General features: G+C 39.4%; 14 protein-coding genes. 6 read left to right on the forward strand and 8 right to left on the reverse strand.

Going from position 1 to position 15,940, the window contains the following annotated elements; all coding sequences use genetic code 11:
• Positions 1 to 78: 78 nt before the first annotated feature.
• A complete protein-coding gene (cax, locus tag EZY12_13755; protein QSX65934.1) occupies positions 79 to 1,164 on the forward strand; it encodes a calcium/proton exchanger in 1,086 nt (361 codons plus the stop codon).
• A 1,239-nt stretch (positions 1,165 to 2,403) separates the two neighbouring features.
• Entirely contained in the window at positions 2,404 to 2,940 is a 537-nt protein-coding gene (locus tag EZY12_13760; GenBank protein ID QSX70662.1) for a peptidoglycan-binding protein, read from the forward strand.
• Between the two features lie 271 nt (positions 2,941 to 3,211).
• Here EZY12_13760 and map read toward each other — a convergent pair whose 3' ends face one another.
• From map to EZY12_13785, 5 genes are all read right to left on the reverse strand, one after another.
• Entirely contained in the window at positions 3,212 to 4,039 is an 828-nt protein-coding gene (gene map / locus EZY12_13765; GenBank protein ID QSX70663.1) for a type I methionyl aminopeptidase, read from the reverse strand.
• A 162-nt stretch (positions 4,040 to 4,201) separates the two neighbouring features.
• Positions 4,202 to 4,681 carry a cupredoxin domain-containing protein gene (locus EZY12_13770; GenBank protein ID QSX65935.1) on the reverse strand — a complete coding sequence of 160 codons (480 nt, stop codon included), beginning with the start codon at positions 4,679 to 4,681 and terminating at the stop codon, positions 4,202 to 4,204.
• A 53-nt stretch (positions 4,682 to 4,734) separates the two neighbouring features.
• A complete protein-coding gene (locus tag EZY12_13775; GenBank protein ID QSX65936.1) occupies positions 4,735 to 7,590 on the reverse strand; it encodes an insulinase family protein in 2,856 nt (951 codons plus the stop codon).
• A gap of 146 nt (positions 7,591 to 7,736) precedes the next feature.
• Complete coding sequence (locus EZY12_13780; GenBank protein ID QSX65937.1) at positions 7,737 to 8,165, reverse strand: VOC family protein; 429 nt, start codon at positions 8,163 to 8,165, stop codon at positions 7,737 to 7,739.
• A gap of 103 nt (positions 8,166 to 8,268) precedes the next feature.
• Positions 8,269 to 8,784, reverse strand: a complete 516-nt coding sequence (locus EZY12_13785; protein ID QSX65938.1) for a TIGR02652 family protein — start codon at positions 8,782 to 8,784, stop codon at positions 8,269 to 8,271.
• Between the two features lie 236 nt (positions 8,785 to 9,020).
• On the opposite strand from EZY12_13785, the gene EZY12_13790 reads away from it, so the two are divergent.
• Positions 9,021 to 9,524, forward strand: coding sequence for a gamma carbonic anhydrase family protein (locus EZY12_13790; protein ID QSX65939.1), 504 nt, complete (start codon positions 9,021 to 9,023; stop codon positions 9,522 to 9,524).
• Positions 9,525 to 9,621: 97 nt separating this feature from the next.
• Here EZY12_13790 and EZY12_13795 read toward each other — a convergent pair whose 3' ends face one another.
• Positions 9,622 to 10,830, reverse strand: a complete 1,209-nt coding sequence (locus tag EZY12_13795) for a transposase (protein QSX65940.1) — start codon at positions 10,828 to 10,830, stop codon at positions 9,622 to 9,624.
• Positions 10,831 to 11,256: 426 nt separating this feature from the next.
• Here EZY12_13795 and EZY12_13800 point away from each other — a divergent pair, with 426 nt between their 5' ends.
• Both EZY12_13800 and EZY12_13805 read left to right on the forward strand, forming a co-directional pair.
• On the forward strand, positions 11,257 to 11,382 hold the full coding sequence (locus tag EZY12_13800; GenBank protein ID QSX65941.1) for a photosystem II protein Y: 126 nt from the start codon (positions 11,257 to 11,259) through the stop codon (positions 11,380 to 11,382).
• Positions 11,383 to 11,538: 156 nt separating this feature from the next.
• Entirely contained in the window at positions 11,539 to 12,798 is a 1,260-nt protein-coding gene (locus EZY12_13805) for a bifunctional folylpolyglutamate synthase/dihydrofolate synthase (GenBank protein QSX65942.1), read from the forward strand.
• A gap of 396 nt (positions 12,799 to 13,194) precedes the next feature.
• On the opposite strand, the gene EZY12_13810 is transcribed toward EZY12_13805, so the two are convergent.
• The gene (locus EZY12_13810; GenBank protein ID QSX70664.1) at positions 13,195 to 14,490 is read right to left on the reverse strand and encodes a sugar ABC transporter substrate-binding protein; all 1,296 of its coding nucleotides are present in this window, start codon (positions 14,488 to 14,490) and stop codon (positions 13,195 to 13,197) included.
• A 26-nt stretch (positions 14,491 to 14,516) separates the two neighbouring features.
• Positions 14,517 to 14,846 (reverse strand): hypothetical protein, encoded by a 330-nt coding sequence (locus EZY12_13815; protein QSX65943.1) that lies wholly within the window; start codon positions 14,844 to 14,846, stop codon positions 14,517 to 14,519.
• On the opposite strand from EZY12_13815, the gene EZY12_13820 reads away from it, so the two are divergent.
• Positions 14,830 to 15,936, forward strand: a complete 1,107-nt coding sequence (locus tag EZY12_13820) for a pilus assembly protein PilM (protein QSX65944.1) — start codon at positions 14,830 to 14,832, stop codon at positions 15,934 to 15,936. The genes EZY12_13815 and EZY12_13820 overlap by 17 nt on opposite strands.
• Positions 15,937 to 15,940 lie beyond the last annotated feature (4 nt).

Consider the following 15,940-nt stretch of genomic DNA (forward strand, 5'->3'; position numbering starts at 1 on the left):
CCTTGACAGATATGATAGGTATTTAAATGCACATGATTTTTAGACATCGTGCAGATATCCCCTGAACTCAAGGTAAAAATGTCAATCAAGAACATTATTTTCACCGTTCTGCTGTTGTTTATACCCATATCTCTAGCAGCCCACTTTTTAGAATGGGGAGACTTGGTAGTTTTCATCACTGCTGCATTAGCCATACTCCCCCTAGCAGCTTGGATGGGTACAGCTACCGAAGAAATTGCCGTAGTTGTCGGGCCAGGAATTGGCGGATTTTTAAACGCGACTTTTGGTAATGCGACAGAATTAATTATTGCCTTAGTTGCCCTCAATGCAGGCCTAATTGATGTCGTTAAAGCCAGTATAACTGGATCAATTATCAGTAACTTACTTTTAGTTATGGGTCTATCGATGCTATTAGGCGGTATTCGTTATAAAGAGCAAACATTTGAATCAGTTATAGCTCGTGTAAATGCTTCTTCTATGAACTTGGCGGTAATTGCGATTTTGTTACCAACAGCAATGAACTATACCTCCATAGGGATTAGTGAAGCAACCGTACAGAATCTTTCCCTAGCTGTGGCTGTCGTCTTAATTCTGGTTTATGGCTTAACACTGCTATTTTCCATGAAAACTCATGCCTATTTGTATGAAGTTGGTGTGGCAGATATAGAAGAGGAAGAAGAAGTTTCCCATGAAAAACCAAATATTTGGTTGTGGAGTGGTGTACTTTTAGTTTGTACCCTGTTAGTTGCCTTTGAATCAGAATTGCTAGTAGGTTCTTTAGAAGTAGCTACATCTAAACTAGGTTTAACTGCACTATTTACCGGGGTAATTTTAGTCCCTATTATTGGTAATGCTGCTGAACACGCTACCGCAGTTACTGTAGCTATGAAGAATAAAATGGATCTAGCTATGTCTGTGGCTGTGGGTTCAAGTATGCAAATTGCCTTATTTGTAGCTCCGGTTTTAGTAATTGCCGGTTGGGTAATTGGTCAACCAATGGATTTAGATTTCAACCCCTTTGAATTAGTCGCTGTTGCTGTATCAGTTTTAATTGCTAATAGCATTAGTTCTGATGGTAAATCTAATTGGTTAGAAGGGACATTACTCCTAGCAGCTTATGCTGTCTTGGCTTTGGCCTTCTACTTTCATCCAGTTACGGTATGAGTTAATTGCACTATAGCCTTTCTTTTGTTGAGTGAGATACAAGAACCCCACCCCCTAACCTCACAAGGGTAGGTTTTTTACATTGTCGTGAGGGCAAGACTTGGAAGACAAGGCAGACAAGGTGGCAAGGGAGGAAAAGCGGACAAAATAAACCATAAACTGAGTATTTTGTGGATAAAATCCACCTTGTCTACTATCCTTCCTTGTCCTCCTGGTCTTGCCTTTACAGAAAATATTAAAAACCTACATCTGTCAGCCCCCAACCCCCTCATCGCTTGCCGGGAGAGGGCTATGATTTAGCTCATTCGAGTGCATACCGCTATATACCGCAGTGCTAAGATCTTTCTTTACTCCTTGGTAAATACTGCAACAAATTTATTAAAGATTTGATAATCCCAATCTAATTAATTGGGATTTTTTATAAGTCTCTCATGGTGTATCAAATATTTTCAGATCCCCCTAAATCCCCCTTAAAAAGGGGGACTTTGACTAGTGTGTTAATTCTGAATCCCTTATCCCATAAGACTTCATGCACAAAATGTGTCGCATATTTTCATGAGGAAGTGCCTGGAAAAGATGCTTTCGGTGTAAACTACGGTAACACCAATAATTTTCTAGACAATCCCTCCAAAATACACAGAATTAACATACTAGACTTTGACTCTAGTTCCCCTCTTAAAAAGGGGGGTTAGGGGGGATCAGTAAGTACCTAAAATTACCACTCAAAACTTTTCAAACAACCTCTTAAGATAGATGAATAAATCTAATAATTATCATAGTCTCAAATTAGATCATCCGTTTGATATCAACCACTAGGTTTATTGGTATCTGCTCAATAAATGGGGGCGAACTACCTGTTCGGGAACGATTTTACGCCATTTGAGGCTTGTCATGGAAGGATTTACCCCGGATTATTGAGCGGTTACGTTTATTGTTACTATCTTTACTTGTAATTTCAATTCAAGGTATAGTAAAAGTCAAAAGCTTATTGTAAATTGGTTTTGGCGTTTTAGAATATCCTAACGTCCTTGTCTATTGCTGTATCTTGATTATTAGGTTGCAATTTTATATATACTACATTATTTTCAACTATTTGATGGTAGTAATTATATACAAGAATAATATTTGATTTTTCAAATAATTCAACAACATTCTATATCACTTCTTCTCTTATTTTGCTATTTCCTACTTTATAAATAAACACGACTATAAAATACAATGACTCTAATCGGACTGGCAATGATGGATGTATTAAATCCAAAATCACTAAATACACCCAATATTTTAGCACAGAAAGTCTTTACTATAGAAAATGGTATCCGTTCAAAAAATCATCAATCAAATAAGTTAGTTGCTTCTGCTCAAATTACACCACCAGAATTTACTCAGATAGGTAAAACTTCTCTAAATAATCTTTCAAGACTCTCGTTTCGACGACACAAAATCATTGAGCAAATAGCACAAAAACAGATGTCCGTCAGTTCTTTTGAAATAGCTGATGCTGGCAATATCCCCTTAACAAAGAAAAAAGGTGTTCAGGTATCAACAAGATATGCTGAAATCTATAACCAACCTATGCCCGTCATTGGTTTTGGTAGTTCTGGTATATCTGTGAGAGCTTTACAAAAACTTTTAATTGCTAATGGTTATGGAATACCTATTGATGGTGTTTTTGGACCAATTACCGAAACTGCTGTCAAAGCTTTTCAAAATCGTCGCAGTCTATCAACAGATGGTGTAGTTGGTCAAAAAACTTGGTGGGAGCTAACAATGTGATTGGTAATTAGTAATTAGTCATTAGTCATTAGTCATTAGTCATTAGTCATTGGTCATTAGTCATTAATCATTAGTCATTGGTCATTGGCAGGGCAAACGCATCTTATTTTTAGAATGCTTACTGGACAAAGGTTTTGACGATTGTTTAGTTTTGTAACTAAAAGTTGAAACCCTTGCTGGACATGGATTACAGAATTTAGGTGCGTTTGCCCTGTGGTCATTGGTCATTGGTCATTGGTCATATAAATCATCTAAATCACAAGAATCATAGTTAAAGAAAGGTTCTATCAGTCAAAATTTCATAGCCACTATCTGTCACTAATACAGTATGCTCAAACTGAGCAGATAAAGCATTATCAACTGTTACCGCAGTCCATCTATCAGCTAAAACTCTGGTATTTTTAGAACCAGCATTTAAAATTGGTTCAATAGCTAAAGTCATTCCTGAGCGTAACTTCACATTCGGTATATCACGAGTCCGATAGTTAAAAACTGCTGGTTCTTCGTGTAAATTTCTACCAACACCATGACCAGTAAATTGTTCTACCACTGCATAACCATTAGCTTTTACATGGTCTTCAATTGCACCTGCAATTTCCACCAAATGCACACCAGCTTTTACCTGTTCAATCCCTTTATATAAAGATTCTTCCGCTATTTTAATCAGTCTCGCGGCTTCAGTTGTCACATTACCTACAGCGATAGTAATACAGGAATCACCGTGAAAACCTTGATAATAAGCTCCTGTATCAACTTTTAAGACATCTCCAGCCCGAATTACCTTTTTCCGGCTAGGAATACCATGAACAACTTCATTATTAATACTAGAGCAAATAGAAGCCGGAAACCCATGATAGCCTTTAAAACTAGGAGTTGCATCCATTTCGCGGATACGTTTTTCAGCAAAAGCATCTAAATCAGCCGTTGTCATTCCTGGCTGGACTAGTTCAGAAATTTCTTTCAGCACAGTTGCCACAATCCTCGCTGATTGCCGCATAATTTCGATTTCACGGGTTGATTTAATTTCAATCCCTCGGCGTTGTCGTTTTTCGGCTGTTGGCTGGGCTGGTTGAGAAAGCAAGTTAGTGAAAATATTCATCATGAAGTTTAGAAATTACAGGCGCTTAACCGATAATGTGTGAAGTTGTTGAGATTTATTGCGAAGAAATATCTATATTTTAACGTATTTTCCGTCTCTAAAGAAACACAGATGTTCATCTGTGTTAATCCTGTAAATCCTGATTCTGACAGTGAGAAATTATCAATTAATTACAATCTCTCCCTTCATTCCTGCTTCTGTGTGTCCAGCTATAGTACATCCTAAAGCATATTTACCTGGTTTAAGAGGAACAAACACCCATTCCGCTTCTGCACCAGGTTTAAGTTCTAATTCGTGAATATTACCTTTAATTTCTACATTGCCGGCTTCGACTTTTTGTGTCCAAATTGCATCAGCAAAGTCTTTAGCTGTAAAATAATGTTTTTGGGAACTAGGATTATTGAATTTGAGATTGTAGCGTTTACCTGAGATAAATTCTAAATGATTTGGCTCAAATTTTAATTCATTAGCAGCATTACCCAAGCTGACTGTAATTTCTATAGGTGGTTGTTTTAGGAGATTATTAGATAAATTCTCTGCTGTTGCTGGAAATGCACCCATGATGACTAGACTAATTAGGAGGGAGAATATATAGATAATTCGCGGTAGATTGTAGTTGACCTTAATTAAAAAGTTACTCATGGCTAAATAGATTATTTTAAATCACACCTATCTCTATTATCCATGACTAATGTTCATTTAATTTTCTTATGTGCCAGAATTTGTGGCCCTGCTGTGACAACAACAATTTTATCAGGATGAAGTAATTCACGAGCAGCCTGATTGACTTGATTGAGGTTAACTTGCTCTATTTTGCTGATAAATGAGCGCAATTCCCCCTGATTTAAGCCATAAACTTGATTCATTACCATTCTCTGACTTAACTGTTCGGGATTAGCCAAAGAAATATTGTAATTACTGATTAAATTACGTTTGGCTGTTTCTATTTCCTGTAGAGTAACACCTTGTTGATGAACTTGTTTCAGGAGGTTGCGGGTACTGGAAATTGCTTTGGGTGCGTCTTCTGGACTAGTTTGCATTTCAATCAGAAATGTGCCGACATTCTTACCTGTGATGAAATTGCTATAAATTCCGTAGGTTAGTCCCTGGCGATCGCGCACTTCTGCCCCCAGTCTACTCGATAATGTATCACCTCCGAGAATTTGATTCAAGATCATGGCGGCATAAAATCGTTTATCCTGACGATTAATTCCCGTATAACCCATGTAAGTAATCGCTTGGGGTTTACCAGGAATAACAGGATTAACATTAATGACATTTTTCGGCATCCCCACATTAGGATATTTTACCGTTGGTGGTTGCCCTTTAACTCGCCAATCTCCCAATTGTGCTTGAATGAGCGATCGCACTTTGTTAACATCAAAATCCCCCACAATTGCTAAAACTGTAGTATCAGGACGATAATGTTGTCCTTTAAAAGCAATCACATCTTGACGTTGAATTTGTTCAATACTCTCCGCTGTCGGAAAGGTATGTAATGGGTGTTTCTTGGGATAAATAGACTGAACAAAGATGCGATTTGCAATCTTTTGAGGATCATCCAAATCTGAATCTAGGGAAGTTAAAGCCTGTTGACGTGAAAGCGCAAACTCTTTTTCTGGGAAGGTACTATTTCTAATTACGTCCGTCAATGTTCCCAGCAAAACTGGTAAATCCACCGCTAAACTACTACCTTTAATCCGCACACCTTCACGAGAGGCTTCAAACTCCAAATTTGCGCCTTTTGCGTCTAATCCTTGGGCAATAGTCCGCATATCTTTGTTTTTCGTACCATTCATCAGATTTTCTGCCACCAAAGAGGCCAATCCCCCTTGATTATCTGACTCAAATTCTGTTCCCGCTTTAATATATCCGCTTAAAGTGACTGTAGGTGTAGTTTTATCTGGCAACAGTAATATGCGTAACCCATTAGCCAGTTGTAATTGCTGGGGTATTTGTCTTTTTTCCGTTTTGGGTAATATATCTAAAGGTGGTAAATATTTCTTTACCTCCGTGGGAACTACCGCAACATCAACAGCAAAATTATCTGGTGTTACAGTTGAATAAGATTGAGTCTGATTGTTGGGTGAAATCGAAGCACGGGTGGTTTCTGCTGGTTTAGTAGGTTCAAAAAATCCCACTTTCCGGGCTTCTGGTTGTAGATATTTATTGATGACATTCATCACATCAGCCACTTGAACTTTCTGAATATCTACCAAGTGGTTATCTGTATATTGATAATTATCCGTTGTGATGTGATCATTACCCAATTGCATAGCTTGATTGGTAATATCACGGTTATTCAAAATCACTGAAGCTGTTAATTGGGTTTTTGCTCTTTCTAGTTGCTCGGCTGTCACACCGATTTTAGCAAGTTTCCCTAAGGACTTCATGACTACTGCATCAATTTTAGTTAAATTCTGATTTCCTCCAGCCGTCACCAATATTTCATACCAGCCACCCGCACGTAAACTAGCGACATTTCCTGAAACATTATTAGCTAAACCCGATGCTACCAACTCTTGATATAAGTAAGAATTTTTACCCGCAGTCAAGATATAATCCACCACTTCCAAAGCTGGGATATCTGGTTGATTGATTTGGGGAAGCGGATAAATTAGTTGTAGTAATGGATTCCCCCCCGGTTCTTGCAATCTAATCGGAGGTGTAGGTTTAGTGGCAGGTAATGGAGTTATCAGCTTATGGGGTGAATATTGACGCTTAGGAATTTTACCAAAAACAGCTTGGACATTTTTTAAAGTTCGTGCGGTGTCAAAATCTCCCGCAATTACCAAAACAGCATTGTCAGGACTATAGAATTTTTGATAATATTCCCGCATTTGGGCAACTGTGAATTTTTCCACATCAGCCTTAGTCCCACCAATAGGTAATCTATAGGGATGATTAGGAAAAGTGGACATCATCACAGCGCGATTTAGACGATATTCAGGGCTATTTTCATAACCTTGTAATTCAGAAATTACGACCCGTTTCTCACTAGCTAACTGTTGAGGATCAATCAGCGAGTTTTGCATTCTATCCGCTTCTAACGTCAACAGGGCTGTAAGTTTATCACGTTCGGCCGTATTGTAATATGCAGTTTGGTCATAACTGGTGAAAGCATTAGAATCACTGCCTAAAGCACTAAATAACTGCCCAAATTGAATGGGACGATTTTTAGTACCTTTAAACATGATATGTTCTAACTGATGAGCAATACCATTAACTCCAGGTGCTTCTTGACCTGAACCAAATTTGTACCATACCTGCACTGTCACCACAGGAGCATTATGAACCTCCTTAGTGATCACAGTTAAACCATTATCCAGGACTGTTTTCCGAACATTTGCTGTAATAGCGAAATTTGGTGTTTCTTTAGCAACTGGTGTTTTATCAGATTTTTCTGGATTGGAGTTGTCGGAAAGAGCAAGAAAACCCACTTTTTCCCCACTAACAGCAGCATCTTGATTGAAGACAAAAGCCGCTATTACCCAGATACTCAAGATAAATAAAGAAAAGCGATGTCGTTGTGCGAGCGAAGAAAAAGGCATATCTTTGGCGAATAGCTATATGTAATTTAAGTTACATATATTGATTGACTATAAAAATTGGGCAAATGTTTCTGCACCTCACGGAAATTTAAAATGTACCTGAAAAGGAAAAAAGTTATATCACCCAAAAGGCATTAATAGTAATTTCAAGCCGATTTATGCAAAAACCGTAAAAATTCCAGAGGCAATCCGTCAAAATCAGCGATAAATGCGACTTCTAGGATATTATCGCCGATTTGCTGCTGTGTAGGTTCTAAAAGAATTTTCAGAGGTGGTAAACTTTCTATTCCAGCTAACCGTGTTTTTAAACTTTCTAACCAAGTAGGCAGATCTGGTGTGATCTCTGTCACATCGAAAGCAAGATGATAATAGCCCACATAATGTTCATCATCAAAAGCATCGGGGGCTGGTTTAGGTTGGGGAATTTGGATGAGTTCAATTCTCCCACCTAAACCTTCCATCCAGCAAGCTAGAGTATAACCGGTGGTGAAGCGATCGCCCACCGTAAATCCTAGTTGCTCATAAAAAGCGATCGCTAAATGGATATTTGCCGTTCTAATAGAAGCATGGTGCATAGGATTTTGTCAGTTGTTAGTTGTTAGTGGTCAGTTGTTAGTTGTTAGTTGTTAGTTTTTTATTATCATGAACTATGAACCACTGACCACTGACCACTGACAACTACTCAAACAAGCGGAAATAGGGGTAACGCACCGGCACACCAGGTTCTTTATCCAAATCAAAGTTAATTACTTCCCAGCAAGGTTCGGCAACAGAATCAGGGCTAAACTCTACAGGTAAGCCATATAATTTAGCCCCCGTAGTCACCTCACCTTGTCCAGAACGCCAAGGTGTACTGCGTTCCAGATAGCCACTCATCAACTCCTGATAACGTTGAGCAACAATGATTCTAGTGGCACGATATCCTTGGGTATAAAGCTTATCTAAAGCTTCGTGAATTTCAAACCGAATCCCATCAGGATGAGTATGTTGACGATACCATTCACCATCCCATCTGCGCCAATGACGACCAGACTGTAAATGAACCAACTCCCCAGTTTTGGGTTCAGCTTCAAAAGCGCCATGACGGGGACACAGATAAGTATCCGTCAATGTCAACGCCGAAATAGTTTGGCGACAGTGAGGACACTGTATTTCAGGGCCAAAAATCGGGTACTGAAAGCCTGGATTTATCATGAAGTGCGTATAAACATAGTATTGTTTTTGTGTCAGCACCAGTAGGTTTAAGTTTACACTCCTGCTCCAACTTTAGATAACTTGTTCTCTGCTACATAAAATGAAGATAGTGCCTGAAAACAAGTTTTACAACTGCCTGACGATAGAAGTCTCCAGCGTGATATTCTGATTTTACAACCAGCCCTAAAGGTTGAAGTCTCTCCAGTGTTCCACAGGTTCCATATCCATATTCTATCGTGTCTATCTCTTCTGACTGGAAATCTCCAGAATTTTCTCAAGCTGCTTTTGTGGCAGCCAACGCCACAATTGTTGGTTCTGTGACTATAGCAGCCAGAGCCAGTGTTTGGTATGGGGCTGTGGTAAGAGGTGATGTAGAACGGATTGAAATTGGCGAATGTACAAATATTCAAGATGGAGCAATTCTCCATTGTGATCCAGGTGTCCCCACAATCTTAGAAGATCATGTCACTATCGGCCATCGGGCTGTGGTACATTCTGCCCACATTGAACGTGGTAGTTTAATTGGTATTGGTGCAATCGTTCTAAATGGTGTGAGAGTCGGCACAGGTAGCATTATCGGCGCAGGTGCAGTAGTCACCAAAAACGTACCCCCCGGTTCTCTAGTCGTCGGCCTCCCCGGTAAAGTAGTCCGTCAACTCACAGACACCGAAATCACCGAACTCATCGAACACGCCGAAAAATACCATCAATTAGCCCTTCTTCACGCTACTAATGAGTAATTAGTAAAAATTCTTCCCAGACAACTGACTAATGACTAAGAGACTTTAAATTGACATCCTCCCCACCTTACTTCGTTGAAGGTGGGGATTCCAAAGATCACTCTTTGGGCTTCCTCTTTCCACGAGTTGATTTGCTTGAAGGAGTTTCCCCACTCAAGTATTGATCAGTCTCTCCCGAGGCGTTAGTTCCGACGTGACCCGCCGTACTCAATCCTTTTTCTAATATGTTACGCGCTGCGTTCCAATCACGGTCTTGGATATGCCCACAATGAGGGCATACATGGGTTCTGATGCTCAGGGTTTTCTTCACCACTTCACCACAATTCGAGCAGTTTTGTGAGGTGAAATGAGGCGGCACAGCAACCGTGACTGCGCCAAACACTTTACCAAAATACTCAACCCATTCACGGAACAAAGTCCACGCTGCGTCACTAATCGACTTGGCAAGGTGTCTGTTCCTTACCATATTCCGCACTTTCAAATCTTCATACGCCACGAGGTCGTTAGACTTCACTACGCACCTTGCTGTTTTTACAGCAAAGTCTTTACGTTGGCGACTTACTTTGAGGTGCTTACGTGCCAGTTTATTTCTCAACTTGACTCTATTTTGAGAACCCTTTTTAGTCTTGGACATCCGGCGTTGCCATCGTTTTAAAGACTTCTCGCTCTGGCGAAGATGTCTAGGATTGGCGACTGTTTCACCGTTACTGTCGGTGTAGAAATGGTTCAATCCCACATCAATACCAATAGTCTTACCCGTTGGTTCACGCCTTTCTACTCGTTCTTGGTCAATGCAAAACTGGGCATAATACCCATCAGCCCGACGCACAACCCGCACTCTTTTAAACTGTTTGAGTTGGTAGAAGTGCAAGTCACGGGTTCCCCAAAGTTTAAATGTTCCTGCTTCAAATCCATCGGTGAAAGTGATGTATCTGCGGTTGTCAGAAAGTTTCCATCCACAGGTTTTGTACTCTACAGATCCGTGTGTTTGTTCTTTCTTAAACTTTGGGAATCCCTTTTTCCCTGGTTTACCTTTTTTGCAGTTATCAAAAAACCTAGCAATGGCAGACCACGCTCTTTCAGCGCTGGCTTGTCTTGCCATCGAGTTGAGTTTCGATACCCAAGGAAACTCAATATTGGCTGCAAGCACAGCGCAGAATTTATTCAGGTCATAGCGTCCAATCCCCTTGCTATCCATCCAGTATCTCAGGCAACTATTCCGCACAAAACGAGCAGTTCTAATCGCTTCATCAAGCGCTCGATACTGCTCGTCAAGTCCTTCAAGTTTTGCCTCAAATACGATCATTTATGTCTAACTTTGGTATATAAATAGTATATCATGATTTGTTAAAAACTTAGCTACTATGCAGATTCTATTTCGCTAACGCTCAATATTTATCTGCCTAGTGCTGCGTTTTGAACCGCTTTACATCCCCCGCCTAGGAGACCTTGAGGCGGGGGTCTTACAGCGATTCGATAAAAAAATACTCCAAATTCTCTTGTGGTGCAGGCCAAACAGCCTGCTAATAATATCAGGACCGGACCAGATGCCCATCCCACAAGATTGGATTATCTTTTTTGTGGAGTTCTCTAATGACCAATGACTAATGACTAACAACATTTAATCAATCTTTACAGAGAATCTGGGAAAACATCCGCACTTTAGATAAAAATAAAAGTGAGAACTGTTGACAAAACTTAAACTTTTTTAATTTACAGAGGGATTCTAGATATGGACTTTGATAATCGCGTAGTAATTGTTTTAGCACCTGTAGTGATTGCTGCTAGTTGGGCTGCTTTCAATATCGGCGCTGCTGCTATCAGACAAATACAAAACTTTTTGAGTAAAGAAGCTTAATTTGGTTAATTGATATAGCGGTATGCACTTAGATGAGATACAGTTATTAAATTACAAACCCTGTAGGGGTGGGGTTTCCCCGCCCTCGATTGTATTTCATCCGACCGAGAACCGCTATAATTGATAATTAATAATTATTATTAATTATCAATTACCATGAATATAGATTCTCTACTCCAATCTTTTCAGCATTTCGGTGTGAATTTGGGGTTGTCCCGCATTGTTGATTTATTGGCAAAGCTGGGAAATCCCCATCACCAAGTACCAATTATTCATGTAGCTGGAACTAATGGTAAAGGTTCTGTTTGTGCTTACCTGTCTGCGGTACTTACTGAGGCTGGTTATAAAACCGGACGCTACACATCGCCCCATTTGATTAATTGGACAGAACGCATCTGTGTTAATGAACAGCCAATTGATGATGATAAACTGTGTGAATTAATACAGCAAATTCAAGCCGCTATTAATCCCGAAGCAGAATCACCGACTCAATTTGAAGTTATTACTGCTGCGGCTTGGTTATATTTTGCCCAGCAACAAGTTGATCTTGCTATCATTGAAGTAGGATTAGGTGGGCGTTTAGATGCTACGAATGTTTGTGATCAACCGTTAGTAACAATTATTACTTCTATTAGTCGGGAACATTGGCAACAACTTGGCCCGACTGTAGCCCATATTGCCAGAGAAAAAGCGGGAATTATTAAACCAGGCTGTCCAGTGGTAATGGGTTCATTGCCAGAAGAGGCGGAAAGAGTAGTGCTTTCGCGTATCCTAGAATTACAATGCCCGATTTATACCCCTCAACCATCTCATCGAATTAACCAAAATTGGGCAGAATATCAAAAACTGAAAAGTTCCGAAACAATTAAATATCCCTTACCATTACAGGGAGAAATTCAACTCCATAATTCAGCTTTAGCAATAGCAGCTTTGGAAATATTGCAAACACAGAATTGGCAAATTTCCGAACAAGCTATTATTGACGGAATGGGTAAAACCAAGTGGCCAGGAAGAATGCAATGGGTAACTTGGCAAAACCATAAACTCCTCATTGACGGCGCACATAACCCAGCCTCAGCCACAGTTTTACGTCATTATGTAGATAGTCTCAATACCAAAAATATAACTTGGGTAATGGGAATGTTGGCCACTAAAGATCATGGTGATATTTTTCAGGAACTTCTCAAACCAGAAGATAAATTATATTTAGTACCAGTCCCCGATAGCAATTCAGCAGATTTAGAAGAATTAGCAAAATTAGCAAAATCAATTTGTCCAGATTTACAACTTTGCAACACCTATTCAGATGTTTTTTCAGCCTTAGATAATGCTTTTATTGCTACAGACAATCAAGTCGTATTATGTGGTTCTTTGTATTTAATTGGTTATTTTTTTGGCCAATCGAATTCACGTTAACTTAAAATTCTTGGTTTGATTTTGTGTCTTTTTTTGTCTGAATCAGGATGTCCAGGATTCGAGGATTAACAGGATGTTATTGATTACTTTTTTGTTGGCATCAGAATTTAAAGATATTATATGATCACCAAACTTCTATTTCTAATGTTCTCATCAACAAAAATATTATCCTGTACATCCTATAATCCTGGTTATCCTGATTCAGACAATTACCAATTACCAATTACCAATTAGAGGGTGTTTGAAAAGTATTAAATAAAACCAATAATATCCAAAAACCTAACCCCCCTGCCCCCCTTCCCTACGAGGAAAGGGGGGTTTCAAAGCCTCTCCCCGCTTCGGGGAGAGGTTTGGAGAGGGGTTAATTTATACCTGGAAAACTTTTAAAACATCCTCTTACCGATTATCCCACTGCTGCGCGGCATCTTCCACGGCTTTATCTACCGTTTTTTGTCCTAACATTGCTGCTTGTAAATTTTCGTAAATTGCCTTTTGCAAAACTTTAAAATCTTTGAGTTTGGGGGTTAATACCTCAGCTTGTTGTAATTGTGCAGCACTAATTACCCGTCCCTTTTCCGCTGTAGTAGCATTAGCGGGAACTTCCTTAAAGTAAGTATCAGACAATGCCTTAATTGTAGAAGGTAAGACATTAGCAGCTTTAGCAAAAGCTAATTGGTTTTCATCATTAGTAACAAATAAAGCGAATTTAACAGCTTCAACAGGATATTTACTATCACGAGGAATAACGAGATTCATGACAGCGACATTTTTCTTGCCTGTATCACCTGTAATTTGCGGGGCAATTGCGGAAGCTTGGGCAACCTTGGGGGCATTATTCGCAATGGTTTTGAGAAATTCAGGACCAGAAGCTAAAAAAGCTGTTTCTCCTGATTGGTATAAATCTATCGCATGACGATGACCTTGAGTTAAGGATTCTTTCGGCAACAAACCTTTTTTATACAAATCTACCCAATATTGAAAAGCGGCTTTTCCTTGAGGAGTATTAAACCCAGCTTTACCTTCCGCATTAATTAGGGTGACACCCATTTGTACTAAGGATTCCAGCACTTCACCAGAGTCTTGGGGGACAAAGGTAGCGAAGAAAGCATACTTACCAGTTTTATCTTTAATTTGTTGCGCCATTTTCCCTAATTCTGCGTAAGTGGCAGGAGGTTTTGCAATACCCGCTTGTTTTAACAAATCGGTGTTATAAATAGTTAGTCTCGTAGTTAAATACCAAGGAATCCCAAAACTCTTACTATTGAGGCTACTTGCTTGCCAAATATTTGGCAAATAGGTGGAACGGACTTGATTGGGAATTTTGGCATCTAAATCTAACCAAGCATTTTTTCCCGCTAATTGGGAAGCAAAGTCTGGATTAAGGTTAACAACATCTGGTGGCGTTTTTGCTGAGACCGCTGTTAAAATCTTGTTCTCCATTGCAGACCAGGGAACATCTACCCATTTAACTTTGATACTTGGGTTTTGTGATTCAAAGGTCGTAATTAGACTTTGGAAGTAGTTGGTAAATTGCGGTTGGAGTTGCATTGTCCAAAACTCAATTGTGGACACAACCGTTGCGGCAGGTTTGGAATTATTCACATTGCTTGTGCTACAACTAACAATCCAGCTAGTAAGTAAGCCTAGTAATGCCAAACAAACCAGTTGTTTAAATTTTTGCAATCGAATCATCATAGTAGGTGGTAATATTTTGAGAATTAATCTGGGTAAAAAGAAGATGGAGCATTGTGGAGATTATAGGATATATCAATTTTGGTAATAGGTAATAGGTAATAGGTAATGGGTAATAGGTAATAGGTAATGGGTAATAGGTAATAGGTAATGGGTAATAGGTAATAGGTAATGGGTAATAGGTAATAGGTAATGGGTAATAGGTAATAGGTAATAGGTAATAGGTAATGGGTAATAGGTAATATTCTTCCTCCTTCTTCTTCCTCCTTGTTCCTCCTGACTCCTGACTCCTGACTCCTGACTTTAATATTTTTCTTTAGTAATCTAGCGGGTAAAACTGTGGTTAAAGCCTTCACTAGTTTTTTTGGTAAATCCAATAAAGGTATTGGTATTGAACTAGCACCAGAACGGGTGAACGTAGTACAACTACGTAAACAACGCCAAAACGTAAAAATCGAATCTTTGACAACAGTACCAGTACCAGAAGGTATCTTTACTGATGGTCAAATCACTGATTCGGTGGGAATGTCCGAAATTATTCAGCAAGCGATCGCTCAAAGCAAAATAAAAGCTACCCGTGTTGCTACTTGTATACCGGGACGGGACTCTATTGTGCGATTGATTCCTGTGCCATCTGAATTAGATGACAAGGAATTGCGGGAGATGGTACTCAACCATGAAGCCTCTTTATATTTGCCTTATGACCGGGAAGAAGCTGATGTTGACTATCAAAAACTTGGGTATTTTATAGACGAAGACGGCATTGAGAAAGTTCAGGTTTTGTTAGTTGCGACTCGTAAAGATGTCACACAAACCTATTTAAATACCTTTGAACAGGCAGGATTAACTGTTGATGTCTTAGAAATAAATAGCTTTGCCCTCATTCGCACTATTCGTGATCAACTGCGGTTATTTGGACCAGAAGAAGCAGCGGTATTAGTTGATATTGAGTTTGATAGTACGGAAATTGCCATCATTATCAATGGTGTGCCACAATTTTCTCGAACAGTACCAATTGGAACTTATCAACTACAATCGGCACTGTCAAAGGCTATGAACTTACCCGCATCACGGGATATGGATATGTTAGAAAGTATGACTATTCCTGCAACTTCAGTAGATTCAGGCAATAGTGGGATAACTGGCAGTAATCCTGGTATGGCTTCGATGTTGAAAGTTCTGGGAGAATTAGCTGATGAACTGCGGCGCTCTATTGATTTTTACCTCAATCAAAGTGAAAATCTGGAAGTCGCACAGATTCTGTTAGCAGGACCAGGGGGAGGATTACCACAAATTGATGAGTTTTTTACTCAAAGACTGGGTTTACCAACTACCCAAATAGATCCGATTACTTCTTTGTCTTTGGAGGTAGATGCCGAAAAATATCCGTTAATTAAACGTCCTGGGTTGGGTATTATCCTGGGTTTAGGAATGAGAGGGGTGTAATCCA

It is taken from the genome of Dolichospermum sp. DET69, from assembly GCA_017355425.1.
Classification (GTDB): Bacteria; Cyanobacteriota; Cyanobacteriia; order Cyanobacteriales; family Nostocaceae; genus Dolichospermum.

What these genes read in the sequence shown, in the direction of transcription:
- EZY12_13795 (QSX65940.1), bottom strand. Translation starts at nt 10,830, where the DNA reads ATGATCGTATTTGAGGCAAAACTTGAAGGACTTGACGAGCAGTATCGA.
- EZY12_13805 (QSX65942.1), top strand. Translation starts at nt 11,539, where the DNA reads ATGAATATAGATTCTCTACTCCAATCTTTTCAGCATTTCGGTGTGAAT.
- EZY12_13810 (QSX70664.1), bottom strand. Translation starts at nt 14,490, where the DNA reads ATGATTCGATTGCAAAAATTTAAACAACTGGTTTGTTTGGCATTACTA.
- cax (QSX65934.1), top strand. Translation starts at nt 79, where the DNA reads ATGTCAATCAAGAACATTATTTTCACCGTTCTGCTGTTGTTTATACCC.
- EZY12_13770 (QSX65935.1), bottom strand. Translation starts at nt 4,681, where the DNA reads ATGAGTAACTTTTTAATTAAGGTCAACTACAATCTACCGCGAATTATC.
- EZY12_13760 (QSX70662.1), top strand. Translation starts at nt 2,404, where the DNA reads ATGATGGATGTATTAAATCCAAAATCACTAAATACACCCAATATTTTA.
- EZY12_13775 (QSX65936.1), bottom strand. Translation starts at nt 7,590, where the DNA reads ATGCCTTTTTCTTCGCTCGCACAACGACATCGCTTTTCTTTATTTATC.
- EZY12_13780 (QSX65937.1), bottom strand. Translation starts at nt 8,165, where the DNA reads ATGCACCATGCTTCTATTAGAACGGCAAATATCCATTTAGCGATCGCT.
- map (QSX70663.1), bottom strand. Translation starts at nt 4,039, where the DNA reads ATGAATATTTTCACTAACTTGCTTTCTCAACCAGCCCAGCCAACAGCC.
- EZY12_13800 (QSX65941.1), top strand. Translation starts at nt 11,257, where the DNA reads ATGGACTTTGATAATCGCGTAGTAATTGTTTTAGCACCTGTAGTGATT.
- EZY12_13785 (QSX65938.1), bottom strand. Translation starts at nt 8,784, where the DNA reads ATGATAAATCCAGGCTTTCAGTACCCGATTTTTGGCCCTGAAATACAG.